We start from the raw sequence: 17,434 nt of genomic DNA on the forward strand, positions 1-17,434 counted from the left end.
ACGACATAATTGGATTTCTTTACGTTGAGATTTACTTTACTTAACTATAAAGTACAATCTAATTCACAAGGAAAGTGGGGGTTGTTTGTATGAAGAAACAGTGGCGACTGCTTTCGTTCGTTTCACTGCTGGCTTTACTGTTAGGGGGATGCGGTAAAGCCTTTCAATCTACTTTAATTCCGCAAGGAGAAGTAGCAAAAATGCAATATGATTTACTTCTACTGGCAAGTGCAATCATGGTAGGAGTAGTACTAGTAGTTACTATTATTTTCTTGTATGTAATTGTGCGTTTCCGACAAAAGAAAGGTCAGGAAGATTATATTCCAGAGCAAGTTGAAGGAAATCACAAGCTAGAAATTATATGGACAGTTATTCCGATTATTCTTTTACTAATCTTAGCTGTTCCAACGGTTACATATACATTCAAACTTGCTGATGTAAGTGCGATGGAGAAAAAGAATATTGATAAAGATACTATCGTTGTTGATGTAACAGCGAATCTTTATTGGTGGGAATTTTCTTATAAATCAGAAAAGATAGTAACTTCGCAAGATTTAGTCATCCCCACAGGTAAGAAAGTGTATTTAAATTTGAAGGGTGCCGATATTAAACACTCATTTTGGGTTCCATCTTTAGCTGGGAAAATGGATACAAATACAGACAATGTGAACAAAATGTGGTTAAAGGCAGATAAATCGGGCACTTATAATGGTTTTTGTACAGAATTTTGCGGCCCATCACATTCTTTAATGCAATTTAAAGTGAAAGCTTTAGATGAAAGCGAGTACAAAAATTGGCTTGCTGATATGAAGAAGATTGATGGGAAGAAAGAAGTAGCTTCAACAAAGGCGCAAGAGGGCCAAGAAATATTTAATAAAAGCTGTATTGGTTGTCACGCAGTTGGATCTAATGATAGTAGACCACCTTCCGCTCGTATCGCACCAAACTTAGCAAACTTTGCGGATCGCGATATGGTTGCCGGTATTGCCGAAAACAATGAAGAAAACTTAAAAAAATGGCTGAAAGATCCTGAAAATATGAAGCCAGGAAACAAAATGACTGGCAAATATGGCAACTTAACGGATGATCAAATTGATGCATTAAATGCATACTTACAAACGTTAAAAGTTGAAAAGTAAAGAGGGATTATTCGCGAAGGGGAGGTTGAAAACGTGAGTTCTGTAGCAAAAAAACAGGGGATGGGTGCTGTCATATGGGATTATTTAACGACAGTAGACCATAAAAAGATTGCCATTCTCTATTTAATTGCAGGTGGATTGTTTTTTGTAATAGGCGGAATAGAAGCTCTATTTATTCGCCTTCAATTAGCGATTCCTAACAACGCTTTTCTTGTTGGGGATGCTTATAATCAAGTATTGACGATGCACGGTACAACAATGATTTTCCTCGCAGCTATGCCACTCGTGTTTGCATTTATGAACGCCGCTGTACCACTTCAAATTGGTGCACGTGATGTAGCGTTCCCGTTTTTGAATTCACTCGGATTTTGGTTATTTTTCTTTGGTGGAGTATTTTTAAATTTAAGTTGGTTTTTAGGTGGAGCACCTGATGCAGGATGGACATCTTATGCATCTTTAGCTTTAGCTTCTAAAGGTCATGGTGTTGATTTCTATGTACTCGGTTTGCAAATCTCAGGTATTGGTACATTAATTGGAGGGATTAACTTCCTTGTCACCATTATTAATATGCGTGCGCCAGGAATGACGTATATGCGTATGCCGATGTTTACATGGACGACATTTGTAACATCTTCGCTTATATTATTCGCTTTTCCACCGTTAACTGTAGGATTAGGACTTTTAATGTTAGATCGTTTATTTGGAACAAGTTTCTTTAATCCAGCATTGGGTGGGAATACAATTATATGGGAGCATTTATTCTGGATTTTCGGTCATCCAGAAGTATACATTCTTATACTCCCAGCTTTCGGAATATTCTCAGAAATCTTCGCGACATTTTCGAAAAAACGATTGTTTGGTTATTCATCGATGGTGTTTGCGACTGTATTAATTGGATTTTTAGGATTTATGGTATGGGCGCATCATATGTTTACTGTTGGACTTGGTCCAGTTGCTAATGCTATTTTCTCAGTTGCAACAATGGCGATTGCGGTTCCGACTGGTATCAAAATATTCAACTGGCTCTTTACAATGTGGGGCGGAAATATTCGTTTTACGACACCGATGATGTGGGCAGTAGCTTTCATTCCATCATTCGTCATGGGTGGAGTTACAGGGGTTATGCTAGCATCTGCACCAGCTGATTATCAATTTCATGATAATTATTTCGTAGTAGCACATTTTCATTATGTAATCGTTGGCGGTGTTGTATTTGGTTTACTTGCAGGAGCTCATTATTATTGGCCACTGATGTTTAATAAAGTATTAAATGAAACATTAGGAAAGATAACGTTTTGGCTATTCTTTATCGGTTTCCATTTAACGTTCTTTATTCAGCATTTCCTTGGCTTGATTGGTATGCCGCGCCGTTACTACACATATCTTGAAGGGCAAGGGTTGGAAATGGGGAATATGATTAGTTCTATCGGAGCGGTGTTTATGGCTCTTGGGACGATTGTTCTTCTATTCAATGTAATTAAAACGACAGTATCAAAAGAAAAAGCTGGTCGTGATCCGTGGGATGCACGTACATTAGAATGGACGATGCCAGCACCGACACCAGAATATAACTTTAAACAACTACCATTTGTTCGCGGATTAGATCCGTTTTGGATTGAAAAACGTGAAGGTAATAAAGAGATGACAGCAGCGGAACCAATTGGTGATATTCATATGCCAAATCCTTCGTTTTCACCATTTGTCATTTCTTTCGGATTGTTTATAGCGGCATTTGGTGCAATGTATATGCAGGGCGGAAAAGATAAGTTCTGGTTATTAGTAGCAATTATTGGTTTAATCATTACATTTGGCGCAATGTTCCTACGTTCAGTAATCGATGATCATGGATACCATATTCATAAGGAAGATTTAGATGATAAGGGGGGCAAGGCATAATGCATGTAGATGAAAAATTAACGAATGAAACATTTCCAGCAGAGCCTGAAAAAGCAACCCTTGAAGGGAAAAATAAGTTTGTCGGTTTTTGGTTATTTCTTGGAGGCGAAACAGTGTTGTTCGCTTCTTTATTCGGAACATATTTAGCATTAAAGAATTCTACAAATGGTGGACCAACATCTCAAGAAATGTTCCAAATGCCACTCGTTTTCATTATGACGATGCTTTTATTAACGAGTAGCTTAACAAGTGTATATGCGATGTATCACATGAAAAACTTTAACTTTAAGAAAATGCAACTTTGGTTACTAGTAACTGTATTGCTAGGTTTAGGATTTTTAGGGTTTGAGATATATGAGTTTTATCATTATACACATGAATTTAAGCATACTATGAGAAGTAGTGCGTTTGGCTCTGCATTTTATGCTCTTGTTGGTACACATGGACTCCACGTATTGTTTGGGTTGTGTTGGATTTTAACATTAATCTTTAGAAATGCGAAGAGAGGTCTAAATTTATACAATGCACCGAAGTTTTATGTTGCATCAATTTATTGGCACTTTATTGACGTAGTTTGGGTGTTTATTTTCACTGTAGTATATTTAATGGGAATGGTGGGATAAACAATGGCGATAAAGCAAACAAATAATCCTAAAGTTGATCTTGTTTATCGGAAGAGAAAAAGTGCGGAGGAAATGAAGCATCAAGTTATTACGTTTGCATTAATGATTTTTTTAACATTAGTTGCATTTGTAGCAGTGGCGTATCCAAAAACTTTTAGTCCGACTTTCTCTGTGCCATTTATTTTACTATTAGCAGTGGTACAAGTAATTTTTCAATTGTATTATTTTATGCATATGAGCCATAAAGGACATGAAGCAGCAAGTTTCTTTCTTTACTCTGGCCTGCTAATAGGGTTAATTACAATTTTAGCTTTTATGACAATTGTGTGGATTTGAAAAGTGAAATATAAGGGAGCTTGTGTTGTCACAGCTCCCTCTTCATATTATGGGATAACCTTACGAAGGTAGGTGTGAAAATGAGTAACTTGTGGATATTTGGTTTTCAGGCTTTATGGAGTCCAATTTTTTTATTATTTATGCTTTCGATTCTTATTGGGTACTTCTTAATTATTGGACCTTATAGAATGCGATTTGAAAATGCGACGAAGGTAAGTAAGAAGCAAATTTTTTATTTTACGACTGGTATTGTTCTTTTGTATTTTGTAAAGGGAGGGCCTATTGATTTAATTGGTCATATTATATTTAGTGCTCATATGTTTGAAATGGCAGTCATGTATATTGCAGTTCCACCGTTACTGTTGCTTGGTATACCAACTTGGTTATATCGTTACATTACTTCTTTTAAGTTCGTTCAAATTATATTAAAGGTATTTGCTAAACCACTTATTGCGTTGTTTGTATTTAACGGCCTGTTTTCTTTTTATCATTTACCAGTTGTTTTTGATACGGTAAAACAAAGTCAAATTGCTCATCCTATTTGTCTCGCTATATTGTTTTTTACAGCAATCATGATGTGGTGGCCGATGTTAAATCCATTACCAGAATATCAAACGTTAAGTGATATAAAGAAACTTGGTTACATGTTTGCTAATGGTATATTATTAACGCCAGCTTGTGCGTTAATAATTTTTGCGACAGCCCCGTTATTTGCAACGTATACGGATCCGGCTGCTTGGATGAAAGCGATGGAACTATGTGTACCAGCGGGCACTTTATCAGATTTAAATATAACGGGACCGGAATTTTTGCACTGGATGCCAGTAGTACAAGACCAGCAAACTGGTGGTATCATAATGAAAATTGTCCAGGAAATAGTGTACGGTACAATTATAGGCTATGTATTCTTTAGATGGGCACGTAGAGAACGTGAAAAGGATAAGGAGCAGTTACAGCAATTGCCGCCGTATTTACAAACTAAGTAAAAAAAGCGTATGGGATTCCATACGCTTTTTCTTTTTTAGTTTTAGCTTTTTATAAAAGATTGAATTTTCTAATTATTTATGTTAAGTTAGTGTAGGCGTGTACTAAAAGTGGATATAAAATTTACTACTAGCTTTCATACGCAATAATTCCATATGTAGTGCAAGTTTTTTAGAGAGTTACAAATATATATTGTTATCTTTAATAAATACGAACTATTTTAAGGGGGAATTTAAATGGGTAGTAGTGGAAGTATGGTAAAGCCGATTAGTGGTTTTTTGACAGCGCTAATTCAATATCCAGTACCGGTAGTAGAGTCACGTGCAGACATTGATAAACAAATTCAACAAATCATAAAAACAATTCATTCGACCAAATCAGGTTACCCTGGATTAGAATTGATAGTATTTCCTGAATATAGTACACAAGGGCTCAATACAAAAAAATGGACTACAGAAGAATTTTTATGTACAGTGCCTGGGCCAGAAACAGACTTATTTGCTGAGGCATGTAAGGAATCTAAAGTATATGGTGTTTTTTCAATAATGGAAAAAAACCCTGATGGTGGAGAGCCATATAATACAGCAGTTATTATTGATCCACAAGGTGAAATGATTTTGAAGTATCGTAAGCTAAATCCTTGGGTGCCAGTCGAGCCTTGGAAAGCTGGAGATTTAGGCTTACCTGTTTGTGATGGACCTGGAGGAAGTAAATTAGCTGTTTGTATTTGTCATGATGGCATGTTCCCTGAAGTAGCTCGTGAAGCGGCCTATAAAGGTGCAAATGTCTTGATTCGTATTTCTGGGTATAGCACACAAGTTAGTGAACAATGGATGCTAACCAATCGTTCAAATGCATGGCAGAATTTAATGTATACATTGTCGGTAAACTTAGCGGGTTATGATGGTGTATTTTATTACTTTGGTGAAGGACAAGTATGTAATTTTGATGGGACTACTTTAGTACAGGGGCATCGAAATCCTTGGGAGATTGTTACTGCTGAAGTATATCCAGAACTAGCAGATCAGGCTAGATTAGGATGGGGATTAGAAAATAATATATATAATCTAGGTTCAAGAGGATATGTAGCAACTCCTGGTGGGGTGAAAGAAAACCCATATACGTTTGTAAAAGATTTAGCTGAAGGTAAATATAAGGTTCCTTGGGAAGATGAGATTAAAGTAAAAGATGGATCTATTTATGGATATCCAGTAAAAAAAACGATTCATTCTTAGGGGAGGGAAAAAACAAGCGCATCATATTGATGCGCTTGTTTTTGTTAATCAATAATTTGAAGTTCTTTTAACTCTTTTTCGACATTTTGTAGGAGTTGTTCACTTTTTTGAAGTACATTCGTTGGGAAAGTCTCATCATCGCCATATTCAACGCCGTGAGGATAATAATGTTTTCCTAATAAGGGAGGGAGTAGTTTTACTTCAGCGTGTCTACTGCCAATGTCACCTTCAACAGCAACGCCTTGCACTCGCAAATAATAAACATCATTTAATATTTCAAATTTATAATCGTATGTAACCCGTTCATAATCCCACTGTCCAGCAAGTACGAAGTGGTTGTTTTCCATGATTTCAGTTAAAAGAGTTAATTCAACGACGGCTCCATTAAATTTCGTATTTGTAAATTGCATATAATACCTCCTTTTTTAATGTTACACCATTATTTTTATAATAGTATGAATAATAAGAAAGTGCAATTCATATTGAGAGAAAAGGGATAATCCAGACTTTTTTCACAAAAATATGATATAGTGAAAAGAGTACGGTACACACAAAAAGAAAGAAAAGGATTTGTGTATATCTCAATTTTATGTTTTGTTCAGGAGGTATATCGTTTGAAGAAATTATTGCGTATCGTAATGATTACAATTTTAATTTTAGCTGTTGATTTATACGGGAAATTACTCGTTTCACAATATATATTAACCCCATCTCAATCAAAGCAAGAAAATAAAATTGTGAAAAAGAAAAAGCAAATTAAGGAAGACTCCTCAGACACTGTTTTAAATATGATTGGTGAAGACTCTGAAAATTTATTAGCGAAGTGGGGAGAACCCTCTCGAATAGAGCCATCTGCATACGGATATGAATGGTGGGTATACAATCAGGATTTAACTCAGTATGTTCAATTCGGAGTTTCTGAACGTAAAGTTATAACGGCGTACGCTGCTGGTGAACAAGTTAAGGTTCCACCTTATTATATAAATGAAAAATATGAAGAAGTATATAAAAAAAGTCCGCTTTCGCATGAAATTTCATTAAAAAGAGGGAAAAATAGTTATCAATTTGAACTATCTGATACCGAAGTCATGGAACAACCGTTAATACCTGTAGAAGATGGATGGGCGCAATTGTATTTTGATCAATTTACACATGAGCTTGTGGGTGTTCGTTATATGGATGATGAAACTTTATTACGCCAAAGACCGTATCAGCTCGTTTATTCAGGTGAATTAATAGCAGAACAACCATTGACTCCAGAAAAGATAAAACAAGTAGAAAATGGGAATATGCAACAAATTTTTGATTTAACAAATATCATTCGAAGTCGTCATAAATTACCATTATTAACATGGGATCAGGAAACGGCAGATGTTGCTGTTGGTCACAGTAAAGATATGAAAGACAATAATTATTTTTCTCATGATTCACCTACATTAGGTACGCTAGGAGATCGTTTGCAGCGCGGGAAAGTAGGATTTCAACTTGCTGGTGAGAACATAGCGGCGCAACATAGTGATGGAATTGCGGCAGTGCAAGGTTGGTTAAATAGTGAGGGGCATAGAAAGAATTTATTAAATGAACAATTTACAGGATTAGGTGTTGGTGTATACGATAAATTTTATACACAAAACTTTATTCGAAAATAAAGCGAAACTGTAAGCGGTGGGGTGTTACATCACCTAATTAGTTACTTCGTATTCACTGAATTGTAGGTGGGAATCTGACCGTATGCAAATAGCAGAAAAAAAGGTGCATGAATCGTCTAAAAATAGGCGAACCATGCGCCTTTTTTTTCTTACTATATAGTAGATATACATGGAGAGGTGAGGATTATGCCAACAACAAAAGGGCCGCTACATCCATCGGTTCAACAGTTTAAAGAATTTGTAAACCATCACCCTAAAATGGTTCATGAGGTTAGAAGTGGTCACAAAACTTGGCAACAATTTTATGAAGAATGGTACTTACTTGGTGAAGAAGATCCAATATGGGCAACTTATAGACCGGATGGAGCGCCTGCGTTTTCTTCGGTAAAAGAAAATAAAAAAGAAAAAGATAATCGAACTGAAGAGGAAAAAACTGCTGATGTGATGGGGCAAATGCTTTCTTTTTTTAAAAAGTTGGACGTGGAACAAATGCAGAACCATTTAGCTAATGTGACGAGTGCTATTGGGAGCGTGCAACAAGTTATTCAGCAATTTCAAGGTAACCGTACGCAGCAAGAACAAAGTACTTCAGAAAATAACCCGTTTTTCTTTCAAAAGGATTAGGGGGAAAGATGATGAGAGCAGAAATTATGGAGTTTATAAAGGCTGATGAGGATTTATCTCGCTATATTAGAGAGCAACCGTACTGGTATAGAAAATTAACACGAAATCCTGAAGAAAAAGAGGCTTTTGAGTTAGCGGCGATGCAACATTTCAAAAAAACAATACCAGATAAAGTGGAAAAATTTCAAAATCAATTGGCTGTTGCTTCGATCATGATTGATATGTTTCAGTATATGAAGCAACAAAATGCAACCTAATTACAAGTGAAAAATATGTCCGTCATGCAGAACTTTTGTTACAATAGAGATTGATTATTTAAAAAGGAGTTGCAGCATGACGGAAATTTGTTTAGTACGACATGGACAAACTGATTGGAATTTTCAAGAAATTATTCAGGGGCGAGAAGATATTCCGCTTAATGAAGTTGGTAAGAAGCAAGCGAGTCAAAGTGCAGCTGCTTTACAAGAAGAAACGTGGGATATCATTATAAGTAGCCCGTTAATTAGAGCGCAAGAAACGGCTAATGAAATCGCAAAGGCGGCTGGATTACAATCGATTTTATTAGATGATCGATTTGTTGAACGGAATTTTGGAGAAGCTTCAGGGAAGCCAGTTGCGACTGTTAGAGAGTTGATTGCTGAGGGTAAAGTAGAAGGTATGGAGCAAGATGAAGAGATTGTAGCTCGTTGCTTTGCTGCTTTAGAAGATGTTGCAACAACTCATTTTGGCAAACGTATTATTATTGTTGCTCACTCACACGCGATAAAAGCAATTTTACATGCCATTGAACCAGATGAAATTACATTTAAGACACCATTAAAAAATGCGTGTATTAGTTATGTGAAACAAAATAGTGGGAAATGGGATGTTCTTAAATATAATATAGCGGAACATATTACTGTATAAGTGTGCACGGATATAGTGTGAAAATAGTTTCATTATATCTTTCTTTTGAGTAAGTCACTTCAATTAGTAGTTCTAATCTAAATGTGGTATGATGGATACTCGGAGGTGTCTCTCATGATTGTAGCGACGCTAGAAAGCGTATTAATATTAGATAAGGCAGAGCAGCTTGCAAAAGCGATTATCTGTTCAGATATAGCAGAAGATTATCGTAAGTATTATAGAGAATTACATGAAGATATGGAACTTCAGACGTTAATTCAGCAATTTACAGCGATGAAAGAACGGTATGAGGAAGTACAGCGTTTTGGAAAATACCATCCTGACTACACTACCGTATCGATGAAAATGAGAGAATTAAAGCGTTCTGTGGACTTACATGATAAGGTTGCAGCTTTTAAAAGAGCAGAAACTGCTTTGCAGAAGTTATTAGATGAAGTTAGTGTAGCAATCGGTTCGGAAGTGTCTTCTTCCATTAAAGTGCCAACAGGGAATCCATTCTTTGATGCTGGTGGCTGTGGTGGAGGTTGTGGTACTGGCGGAGGTTGTGGTTGTAAAAAAACGGGGTGATGTACCCCGTTTTTTAGAAGTTGGAAGGAAACGTATACAGAGTTTGTCCTGTAATGTTATAAATTTCTGATTGGTTTTCATAGAATATAAAATATATGTTTTTAAAAGGAGAAGATGGAGAAGATTATGTTCGGGCAACGACAAAGTATGATTGTTTATTTACATTCATTGAAACATGCCAAGATTTTAAGGAAATATGGTAACATACATTACATATCAAAACGTTTAAAATATGCTGTAGTATATTGTGACATGGAACAAATTGAGCATATGATGCATAAATTGAACAAACTTCCTTTTGTGAAAAAGATAGAACAGTCGTATCGCCCGTATTTAAAAACGGAATTTGAAAATTCCCGTCCTGATCGAGCAAAAGAATACGATTATAGCTAATAGAAAAAATCCCCTGCTAAATTTAGCGGGGGATTTTTTAATTGAAATAAAGTGTTATTTCATCGGAGGAATGAAATTGTTCATTCGTAAAATACCAATTAAATGATTAAAAAATAGTTCTTTTTCTGGGAAAGTTGTAGATGGCTTTACAGTAAAAGTAGCCACTTTTTTTCCGAGTTGCTCTGCCGTTTCTTCAAATAAAATGACACGTTTACTTTTTTTATTTTCAAATACAGGAATGCCTTCACGACATATGTATAATGGTTGGAAATCACCAGTAGTAGTTGGTTTTAATATTACAACAAGCGAACACACTTTTTTATCGTTTTTTATCGTTTCAAATTGTAACATATGTGCTATACGTTCTTGATTTGTTTTGGCAATTTCAAGTAATTCATATAAATCAGAGTAGCCTTCTCCGAGTTCTATAAAGCGTTGAATCATATTTTTTCCTCCTCTTTCTTTTACTGTACCATTTCACTTTTTAAATGAAAAGCACACAAAGAAAAAAAACCCTGCATAGCAGGGCCCTTCTTATACTAGCATGTACTAGTAAGAAGGCAAAGGGAGAGGAGAAACCGGAGGAAGAACTTATGGGGAAACGTAAGTCTTCTCCGCGGTTGGCAACAACATCGAAGGTGATGTTGTTATAATTATTTATGTCCAATCTAAATGAAGATATACATAATGAAATTAAATTTTATGTCAGGCTTTTTATTTTTCTTTTTTTTATTTTGTGATAGGATAAAAAAGATAAAGTGGAACTAATATACATATTGGATTCATATTAGTGAATGATGAGATGAATACATAAAAATAATGAGTGGTTATTTGATGCTGAGTTTTCTAATATTTTGGTGAATGTAATTTGTTAACGGTTACCGAAGTGGGAATGGCTTTCTATAATCGCTCGATAGATTGAAATAAAGGTAGTGACAACAGATGAGAGTAGTTTCAGGAAAATGTAAAGGACACCCACTTAAAGCGGTTCCTGGTAATACAACACGTCCAACGACAGATAAAGTAAAAGAATCTATTTTTAATATGATAGGTCCTTATTTTGATGGTGGTATCGCCCTTGATTTATTTGGTGGTAGTGGTGGCCTTGGAATTGAGGCTTTGAGCAGAGGGATCGATAAAGCGATTTTTGTTGATAGGGATAGTAAAGCGATAAAAGTAATTCATCAAAATTTAGAAAGTTGTAGAATACAGGAACAAGCTGAAGTATATCGAAATGATGCGGAACGTGCAGTAAAGGCGCTTATAAAACGTGAAATGTCATTCGATCTTATATTAATAGACCCACCATATAAAGAGCAAAAAATTGTATCTTTAATTAGTGTAATGGATCAACATGGATTGCTACATAGTGATGGATTAATTATGGCAGAGCATGGTAATGATGTGGTTTTACCTGATTCAATAGGAAAGCTTGTAAAAGTACGAGCTGAGAATTATGGGATTACTGCAATATCGATTTATAAGTATGAAGGTGAGGGGACAGAATGACAAGTATAGCTATTTCTTCAGGAAGTTTTGATCCAATTACCCTTGGGCATCTGGATATTATTAAAAGGGGAGCAAAAGTATTTGATGAGGTGTACGTAGTCGTTTTAAACAATTCATCTAAAAAACCATTCTTTTCAGTTGAAGAGCGATTAGAACTAATTCGAGAAGCGACAAAGGATATCCCGAATGTAAAAGTAGATTCGCATAGTGGGCTGTTAGTAGAGTATGCAAAAATGCGTAATGCAAATGCAATATTACGTGGTTTACGAGCAGTTTCTGATTTTGAATATGAGATGCAAATTACTTCTATGAATCGAAAATTAGATGAAAATATTGAAACATTTTTTATTATGACAAACAACCAATATTCATTTTTAAGCTCGAGTATTGTGAAAGAAGTTGCGAGGTATGGAGGAAGTGTAGTAGATCTTGTGCCTCCTATTGTAGAGCGTGCTTTAAAAGAAAAGTTTCAAACCCCGTTAAAGTGAACGGGGTTTTTCTTTATACGTGCGAAAAAATAATAAAATAACATATAAATATAGACAAAATAATGTAAAAATTGGTCCGTAATGTATAAAAGATGTCCAAATTTCATGTAGTATAGAAGGATGCTTGGATAAAAATACAGGAATATCTTTTTGCATAGGTGAGAAAGAACTTACTTTCTCATAAAATGGTGTCCAAAATATAAATGTAAAAATAGGGGCAAGAATACTTTGAATAATTCGTGCGAAAAAATAGGGTTTAAATCGGATGTCTGTTTCAGCTAATATGCTAGCAACTTGTGCCTGAATAGAAAGACCGCTAAATGCTAAAATGAAGCTTGTTACCATAGCTTGTTGTAAGAGGGGTGTTTCATTTATTTGACTAATCATTTGGCTTCCGAGTGTCATTTCGAAAACACCTGATAATATAGGTATACTAAAATCTGTACTTAGTTGGAAGAATGATAAAATATGTTGCATAATAAAAGAAAGAGCTGCAGTAATGTGGAATACAGTAATCATTTTATTTAACACAGAGAATAAAATAATAAATCCGCCAATCATAAGTAATGTTTGAATAGAAGAAACGATAGCATCCCCAAGTAATTTACCGATTGGTCTTTTTTCTTGTAAGCGTGTCTCGTGAAGAATTAAAAAAGGGTTTTGAAAGCGGCGTTTTTTTGTAGTGTGTGTATTATTTTTGTAAGCGGTATTATGGCCGTAAAAACGCATAATTAATCCGACAGCAAAGTTACTTAAATAATGGGCAGCCGCTAATATAATCCCTAATTTTGGATTATTAAAAAAACCGATAGACACAGCACCGAAAATAAAAAGTGGATTAGAAGAATTTGTGAAAGAAACGAGGCGCTCCGCTTCAATCTGAGTTAAAAGGTTGCTTTTTCGTAGTCTAGCGCTTAGTTTGGCGCCTGCAGGGAAACCTGAAGCCATTCCCATTGCCCAAACGAATCCACCTATCCCTGGAACGCGAAAAAGTGGGCGCATGAGTGGTTCTAATATAACGCCAATAAATTTTACAACACCGATACTAATTAGAAGTTCCGCAATGATGAAAAACGGTAGTAGTGAAGGGAATACAACTTCCCACCATATATTTAACCCGCGAATAGAAGCTTGTAAAGCGGCTTGGGGGTGGAGTACAAGAGAAAAGGTTAAAAAAAGCGTTGATATGGTTAGGAAAGCGGTTTTCCATTTTTCATACATGTAAGTAAATCCCCCTTTGTCCCAAAAAACGTTCATTTCAGTATACGTGGATACGTAGTGAATTTAGACCATAAGTATGAAAAAGGAATGAAAAAAATTAAAGGGTGAGAAAAATGAAAGAACCAAAGATTGGTTTAGCACTTGGGTCTGGAGGAGCGAAAGGGTTTGCTCATATTGGTGTAATAAAGGTTTTAAGGGAAGCTGGTATTCCTATTCATATGATTGCAGGAAGTAGTATGGGGGCGCTAATAGGTACGTTTTATGCGGCAAGTAGTAACGTTGAAAGATTGTATAAATTGGCATCTGTTTTCAAGCGGAAGTATTATTTAGATTTCACGGTACCGAAAATGGGATTTATTGCTGGAAAACGTGTCAAAGATATGATTAAAATGTTTACATATAATAAAAATTTAGAAGAGTTAGATATCCCGACGGCTGTTGTGGCTACTGACATATTAAAGGGGGAAAAAGTGGTTTTTACAAGTGGACCAGTTGCAGATGCGGTGAGGGCTAGCATATCTGTTCCTGGAGTGTTTGTACCAGAAAAAATAGATGGACGATTATTAGTGGATGGTGGGGTTATTGATCGCATCCCAGTATCGGTTGTGAAAGAATTAGGGGCCGATATTGTTATCGCTGTGGATGTGTCTCCAATTAAGGTGAATGGCGATGTTACGTCCATTTATGACGTAATCATGCAAAGCATAGAAATTATGCAGCATGAGCTTGTAATGAATCGGCAAATTGCATCGGATTTAATGATGCGACCAGCTGTAGAGCAATTTAGTTCACGTGCTTTTACAAACATTGAAGACATTATTCGAGTTGGAGAAGTAGAAGCGGAAAAACATGTTTCAAATATTTATTTATTAATTGAGCAGTGGAAGGAGAAACATAATGTTTAAGCGTTTTCGGTTTATATATGCAATCTTAATAGGGGTTATATTGGCGATGTTACTTGTTTACGTGCGTTTACCGTATTATGTAACAAAACCAGGAATGGCTGCCAAATTAGAGCCTTACGTTCAAGTTGAGGGTGGAACGAAAGAATCTGGTGATTTTATGCTTGTTACGGTTTCAATGGGACCAGCAAATGTGGTGAATTTAATAGCGGCACAGTTTAATAAATATACACATATTTCAAAAGCGGAAGAAATATTGCAAAAAGGTGAGAGTGATGAAGAATATCAATTTCGCCAAAATTATGCGATGAAAGATTCACAAAATGCAGCGATTTATAATGCATATAAACGTGCAAATCGCTCCGTTTCTTTTGAAAATAAAGGTGTATTAGTTGCTGGTGTGGCAAAAGGAATGCCGTCAGAAGGAAAGCTTAAGCTTGGTGATGTTATTATAGCTGTTGATGGAAAAACATTTGAAAAGACGGAGCAATTTATTGAATATATGACTGGGAAAAAAGAAAGCGATGCTGTAAGTATTGAGTACATGAGAAATGGAAAACAATTGAAAGAAAATTTAAATGTAAAGACGATTCCTAATGGGAATGGACGTGTCGGTATAGGTGTTTCTATCGTTACGGAAAGAGAATTAGTGGTCGATCCGAAAGTGAAAATTAATTCTCATGAAATTGGTGGACCATCCGCAGGTTTAATGTTCACATTAGAAATATATAATCAACTTGTGGAAGAAGACTTAACAAAAGGACATGAAATAGCTGGAACAGGTACAATTAATGAAAAAGGAGAAGTTGGTCCGATTGGTGGTATAAATCAAAAAGTGGTGGCTGCTAGCGATGCTGGGGCTGAGGTGTTCTTTGCGCCAAATGAAAAAGGAGCGGAGAAATCGAACTATAAAGATGCACTTGAGACTGCAAAGGACATTAAAACAAAAATGAAAATTGTACCAGTGGATACGCTAGATGATGCGTTAACATATTTAGAAAAGATGGATAAGGAAAAAACCTCTCTGAAATAGAGAGGTTTTTTATAGGAATTTTGTAGTTGTTTCATCATAGCGAATAGGATGGTGTGTTATATCCTGTTTTAATAGTTGCGTGCGTAACGGTTCGTGCATGATGGAGAAATATACAGAGTTTGCTTTTTTCTCTATATCTAAAGCAGCATGGTCAAATGTTTTTGTATGAGTAAGGATTGGAAGTTCGATTTTTTTCTTGTTTTTTGAAAGATAAGTTTGTCCTTTTTGTGACATGCCTAGCAGGCGGATATATGGTGCATGTTGTTCTATATTTGCGCTACGTATTTCCTCTTTTGTTGTGTTTGTTAAAATGTGTGTACAAGCTCTTTGTAGTCTAGTCCATGTATAACGTTTTGTTTTTAATGCTTCCATGAATGAATAGAAGGAGGAACTGTTTTGTATTTTTGATAAAATACGATGCTCTAAACCTTCTTCTATTTCATATATATGTCGTAAGTCTCCTGAAGACATTGTCATGAGTTTATATTTAAAAAATGAAAAGTATTGTTCCCAATTATGTAATATCCCGTAGTTTTGTTTGTAATTTGCTAAAAGCGAAGTGGTTGCCTGTGGGAGAAAAGGTTCAATTGTTGTAAATGATCCTTCTTCGCTAAAGAGTTGTTTCCGAATGCTTGTCGCGCTTGCAATATGTTGGTCATTAAATGTTTCATCATGATAATGAGAGGCGAATCTTTTTATAGTTTGAGCTTGTATAGAGCTATTTTGTGACAGAATTGCTTTCATATATTGGAAGCCTAAAATATTATTTGGTTGTGACATATCTATGTTTTTTTCGGATGTTAAAATGTGTGAGAAAGCATCCGATGTTGCTTTTGCATAACTATTTCCAGCGTCCATGAATTGTTTTACAAGGCAGTTAAAAGTCTCTTCTTCGTTTTTTTGTACGGAGATGGTATTATAAAAATTTTCGATTTGTCCATCCTCACTACCGAAACAAATTTCAGAAACACGTAGGGCATTTAAAATGGAAATAGCACCATTTGCGAAGGTTTCAGCCTTTTGTGTTGCAAAGACGTATGGAAGCTCTACAACAAGGTCTACGCCGTTTGCTAAGGCCATTTTAGTGCGATACCATTTGGAAATGAGTGCGGGCTCACCACGCTGTAAAAAAGGACCACTCATAACGGCAATTATTATATCGGATTGTGTTAACTTTTTTGTCTCTTGCACATGATAAAGATGACCGTTATGAAAAGGGTTATATTCAACAACAATACCACCAGCTTTTATGGTAATCTCTCCTTTCGATGTAGCATCTTTTTGAAAAACGTGATACTCTATATATTATTTACTATGATGACTTCATTATAGTGTAAAGAAAAAACATTGACAAATATAAAATGGCTAGCTATAATTTTGTTTGTTGCCTTGAGGTGATATGATATGAAATGGTCCATCCATCAATTGAATAAATTGAGAAATAAAGGATTGACATTGGATGAGATGGTAGATGTAAGTGAGCTAAAAGAGGTCGAGAAAGATATTCGTGAAATTAATCCTGTTCATGTAACGGGAAGAGTTGATTTTGGCTCCGGTAAGTTTACGTTTCATCTACATATAACTGGAAGCATGGTTTTACCATGTTCTCGTTCTTTAGTAGATGTGACATTACCATTTGACATTAAAACAACTGAGGTGTTCCAAACTTCACAAGAAGAATTTGAAACTGAAGCTGAAATTCATTGTTTAGAAGGAGAAGTACTTGACTTACTGCCCGTAATCAAGGAAAATATACTTTTGGAGATTCCAATGCAAATTTTCAGTGATGATGTTTCTGGTGGAGCACCGACGCAAGGTCAAGACTGGCAAGTGATTTCGGAAGAAGACAAAGAAAAGACTGTTGATCCAAGATTGGCAGGACTTGCAAAGTTTTTTGACAAATAATCGGAAGACTGGTTCAGGCCTTCA

Annotated in this window: 21 protein-coding genes; 17 read left to right on the plus strand and 4 right to left on the minus strand. The window is 35.7% G+C overall.

Annotation, left to right across the window (positions count from 1 at the left end; translation table 11 throughout):
* Nucleotides 1–89: 89 nt before the first annotated feature.
* The 6 genes from coxB (at nucleotide 90) to IBT51_RS05860 (ending at nucleotide 6,213) form a co-directional block, all read left to right on the plus strand.
* The gene (gene coxB / locus IBT51_RS05835; protein ID WP_000745273.1) at nucleotides 90–1,139 is read left to right on the plus strand and encodes a cytochrome c oxidase subunit II; all 1,050 of its coding nucleotides are present in this window, start codon (nucleotides 90–92) and stop codon (nucleotides 1,137–1,139) included.
* A 60-nt stretch (nucleotides 1,140–1,199) separates the two neighbouring features.
* Nucleotides 1,200–3,035 (plus strand): cytochrome c oxidase subunit I, encoded by a 1,836-nt coding sequence (ctaD, locus tag IBT51_RS05840; RefSeq protein ID WP_170924972.1) that lies wholly within the window; start codon nucleotides 1,200–1,202, stop codon nucleotides 3,033–3,035.
* Nucleotides 3,035–3,658, plus strand: a complete 624-nt coding sequence (ctaE, locus tag IBT51_RS05845; protein ID WP_000557861.1) for a cytochrome c oxidase subunit III — start codon at nucleotides 3,035–3,037, stop codon at nucleotides 3,656–3,658. Before ctaD ends, ctaE begins: the two co-directional genes overlap by 1 nt.
* A gap of 3 nt (nucleotides 3,659–3,661) precedes the next feature.
* Nucleotides 3,662–3,994, plus strand: coding sequence for a cytochrome c oxidase subunit IVB (ctaF, locus tag IBT51_RS05850; protein ID WP_000985703.1), 333 nt, complete (start codon nucleotides 3,662–3,664; stop codon nucleotides 3,992–3,994).
* 80 nt (nucleotides 3,995–4,074) lie between these two features.
* On the plus strand, nucleotides 4,075–4,980 hold the full coding sequence (ctaG, locus tag IBT51_RS05855) for a cytochrome c oxidase assembly factor CtaG (protein ID WP_000069031.1): 906 nt from the start codon (nucleotides 4,075–4,077) through the stop codon (nucleotides 4,978–4,980).
* A gap of 234 nt (nucleotides 4,981–5,214) precedes the next feature.
* Nucleotides 5,215–6,213 (plus strand): formamidase, encoded by a 999-nt coding sequence (locus IBT51_RS05860; protein ID WP_000535802.1) that lies wholly within the window; start codon nucleotides 5,215–5,217, stop codon nucleotides 6,211–6,213.
* A gap of 44 nt (nucleotides 6,214–6,257) precedes the next feature.
* On the opposite strand, the gene IBT51_RS05865 is transcribed toward IBT51_RS05860, so the two are convergent.
* On the minus strand, nucleotides 6,258–6,623 hold the full coding sequence (locus IBT51_RS05865; protein WP_001160949.1) for a YugN family protein: 366 nt from the start codon (nucleotides 6,621–6,623) through the stop codon (nucleotides 6,258–6,260).
* 204 nt (nucleotides 6,624–6,827) lie between these two features.
* Here IBT51_RS05865 and IBT51_RS05870 point away from each other — a divergent pair, with 204 nt between their 5' ends.
* The 6 genes from IBT51_RS05870 (at nucleotide 6,828) to IBT51_RS05895 (ending at nucleotide 10,352) form a co-directional block, all read left to right on the plus strand.
* Nucleotides 6,828–7,862, plus strand: coding sequence for a CAP domain-containing protein (locus IBT51_RS05870; RefSeq protein ID WP_000735387.1), 1,035 nt, complete (start codon nucleotides 6,828–6,830; stop codon nucleotides 7,860–7,862).
* A gap of 186 nt (nucleotides 7,863–8,048) precedes the next feature.
* A complete protein-coding gene (locus IBT51_RS05875) occupies nucleotides 8,049–8,486 on the plus strand; it encodes a YlbD family protein (protein ID WP_001143346.1) in 438 nt (145 codons plus the stop codon).
* 11 nt (nucleotides 8,487–8,497) lie between these two features.
* Nucleotides 8,498–8,743, plus strand: a complete 246-nt coding sequence (locus IBT51_RS05880) for a YlbE-like family protein (RefSeq protein ID WP_001200990.1) — start codon at nucleotides 8,498–8,500, stop codon at nucleotides 8,741–8,743.
* 76 nt (nucleotides 8,744–8,819) lie between these two features.
* Nucleotides 8,820–9,392, plus strand: a complete 573-nt coding sequence (locus tag IBT51_RS05885; RefSeq protein ID WP_053563739.1) for a histidine phosphatase family protein — start codon at nucleotides 8,820–8,822, stop codon at nucleotides 9,390–9,392.
* Between the two features lie 114 nt (nucleotides 9,393–9,506).
* The gene (locus IBT51_RS05890) at nucleotides 9,507–9,959 is read left to right on the plus strand and encodes a YlbF/YmcA family competence regulator (protein WP_000634366.1); all 453 of its coding nucleotides are present in this window, start codon (nucleotides 9,507–9,509) and stop codon (nucleotides 9,957–9,959) included.
* A 126-nt stretch (nucleotides 9,960–10,085) separates the two neighbouring features.
* Nucleotides 10,086–10,352 carry a YlbG family protein gene (locus IBT51_RS05895; RefSeq protein WP_002082261.1) on the plus strand — a complete coding sequence of 89 codons (267 nt, stop codon included), beginning with the start codon at nucleotides 10,086–10,088 and terminating at the stop codon, nucleotides 10,350–10,352.
* Between the two features lie 54 nt (nucleotides 10,353–10,406).
* Here IBT51_RS05895 and IBT51_RS05900 read toward each other — a convergent pair whose 3' ends face one another.
* Nucleotides 10,407–10,796: a DUF7147 family protein gene (locus IBT51_RS05900; RefSeq protein ID WP_000616017.1), complete on the minus strand. Its 390-nt coding sequence runs from the start codon at nucleotides 10,794–10,796 to the stop codon at nucleotides 10,407–10,409.
* 498 nt (nucleotides 10,797–11,294) lie between these two features.
* On the opposite strand from IBT51_RS05900, the gene rsmD reads away from it, so the two are divergent.
* Both rsmD and coaD read left to right on the plus strand, forming a co-directional pair.
* On the plus strand, nucleotides 11,295–11,861 hold the full coding sequence (gene rsmD, locus IBT51_RS05905; protein ID WP_001266976.1) for a 16S rRNA (guanine(966)-N(2))-methyltransferase RsmD: 567 nt from the start codon (nucleotides 11,295–11,297) through the stop codon (nucleotides 11,859–11,861).
* A complete protein-coding gene (coaD, locus tag IBT51_RS05910; protein ID WP_000200601.1) occupies nucleotides 11,858–12,349 on the plus strand; it encodes a pantetheine-phosphate adenylyltransferase in 492 nt (163 codons plus the stop codon). The genes rsmD and coaD overlap by 4 nt, the downstream gene beginning before the upstream one ends.
* Here the strand turns inward: coaD and ylbJ are convergent.
* Nucleotides 12,341–13,570: a sporulation integral membrane protein YlbJ gene (gene ylbJ / locus IBT51_RS05915; RefSeq protein WP_000273089.1), complete on the minus strand. Its 1,230-nt coding sequence runs from the start codon at nucleotides 13,568–13,570 to the stop codon at nucleotides 12,341–12,343. The genes coaD and ylbJ overlap by 9 nt on opposite strands.
* Before the next feature lie 113 nt (nucleotides 13,571–13,683).
* Here ylbJ and IBT51_RS05920 point away from each other — a divergent pair, with 113 nt between their 5' ends.
* Both IBT51_RS05920 and IBT51_RS05925 read left to right on the plus strand, forming a co-directional pair.
* The gene (locus IBT51_RS05920; RefSeq protein WP_000662590.1) at nucleotides 13,684–14,475 is read left to right on the plus strand and encodes a patatin-like phospholipase family protein; all 792 of its coding nucleotides are present in this window, start codon (nucleotides 13,684–13,686) and stop codon (nucleotides 14,473–14,475) included.
* Nucleotides 14,468–15,505, plus strand: coding sequence for a SepM family pheromone-processing serine protease (locus tag IBT51_RS05925; protein ID WP_098391151.1), 1,038 nt, complete (start codon nucleotides 14,468–14,470; stop codon nucleotides 15,503–15,505). The genes IBT51_RS05920 and IBT51_RS05925 overlap by 8 nt, the downstream gene beginning before the upstream one ends.
* A gap of 9 nt (nucleotides 15,506–15,514) precedes the next feature.
* Here the strand turns inward: IBT51_RS05925 and IBT51_RS05930 are convergent, their stop codons facing one another.
* On the minus strand, nucleotides 15,515–16,696 hold the full coding sequence (locus IBT51_RS05930) for a nucleotidyltransferase (RefSeq protein WP_069356137.1): 1,182 nt from the start codon (nucleotides 16,694–16,696) through the stop codon (nucleotides 15,515–15,517).
* A 213-nt stretch (nucleotides 16,697–16,909) separates the two neighbouring features.
* Between IBT51_RS05930 and IBT51_RS05935 the strand changes: the two genes are divergently transcribed.
* Complete coding sequence (locus IBT51_RS05935; protein WP_000872146.1) at nucleotides 16,910–17,410, plus strand: YceD family protein; 501 nt, start codon at nucleotides 16,910–16,912, stop codon at nucleotides 17,408–17,410.
* Nucleotides 17,411–17,434 lie beyond the last annotated feature (24 nt).

The sequence above is a fragment of the Bacillus sp. S71 genome, from assembly GCF_016625265.1.
GTDB lineage: Bacteria > Bacillota > Bacilli > Bacillales > Bacillaceae_G > Bacillus_A > Bacillus_A cereus.

Coding starts and splice junctions, on each gene's coding strand:
- coxB (WP_000745273.1), top strand. CDS start 90: ATGAAGAAACAGTGGCGACTGCTTTCGTTCGTTTCACTGCTGGCTTTA.
- ctaD (WP_170924972.1), top strand. CDS start 1,200: ATGGGTGCTGTCATATGGGATTATTTAACGACAGTAGACCATAAAAAG.
- ctaE (WP_000557861.1), top strand. CDS start 3,035: ATGCATGTAGATGAAAAATTAACGAATGAAACATTTCCAGCAGAGCCT.
- ctaF (WP_000985703.1), top strand. CDS start 3,662: ATGGCGATAAAGCAAACAAATAATCCTAAAGTTGATCTTGTTTATCGG.
- ctaG (WP_000069031.1), top strand. CDS start 4,075: ATGAGTAACTTGTGGATATTTGGTTTTCAGGCTTTATGGAGTCCAATT.
- IBT51_RS05860 (WP_000535802.1), top strand. CDS start 5,215: ATGGGTAGTAGTGGAAGTATGGTAAAGCCGATTAGTGGTTTTTTGACA.
- IBT51_RS05865 (WP_001160949.1), bottom strand. CDS start 6,623: ATGCAATTTACAAATACGAAATTTAATGGAGCCGTCGTTGAATTAACT.
- IBT51_RS05875 (WP_001143346.1), top strand. CDS start 8,049: ATGCCAACAACAAAAGGGCCGCTACATCCATCGGTTCAACAGTTTAAA.
- IBT51_RS05880 (WP_001200990.1), top strand. CDS start 8,498: ATGAGAGCAGAAATTATGGAGTTTATAAAGGCTGATGAGGATTTATCT.
- IBT51_RS05885 (WP_053563739.1), top strand. CDS start 8,820: ATGACGGAAATTTGTTTAGTACGACATGGACAAACTGATTGGAATTTT.
- IBT51_RS05890 (WP_000634366.1), top strand. CDS start 9,507: ATGATTGTAGCGACGCTAGAAAGCGTATTAATATTAGATAAGGCAGAG.
- IBT51_RS05895 (WP_002082261.1), top strand. CDS start 10,086: ATGTTCGGGCAACGACAAAGTATGATTGTTTATTTACATTCATTGAAA.
- IBT51_RS05900 (WP_000616017.1), bottom strand. CDS start 10,796: ATGATTCAACGCTTTATAGAACTCGGAGAAGGCTACTCTGATTTATAT.
- rsmD (WP_001266976.1), top strand. CDS start 11,295: ATGAGAGTAGTTTCAGGAAAATGTAAAGGACACCCACTTAAAGCGGTT.
- coaD (WP_000200601.1), top strand. CDS start 11,858: ATGACAAGTATAGCTATTTCTTCAGGAAGTTTTGATCCAATTACCCTT.
- ylbJ (WP_000273089.1), bottom strand. CDS start 13,570: ATGTATGAAAAATGGAAAACCGCTTTCCTAACCATATCAACGCTTTTT.
- IBT51_RS05920 (WP_000662590.1), top strand. CDS start 13,684: ATGAAAGAACCAAAGATTGGTTTAGCACTTGGGTCTGGAGGAGCGAAA.
- IBT51_RS05925 (WP_098391151.1), top strand. CDS start 14,468: ATGTTTAAGCGTTTTCGGTTTATATATGCAATCTTAATAGGGGTTATA.
- IBT51_RS05935 (WP_000872146.1), top strand. CDS start 16,910: ATGAAATGGTCCATCCATCAATTGAATAAATTGAGAAATAAAGGATTG.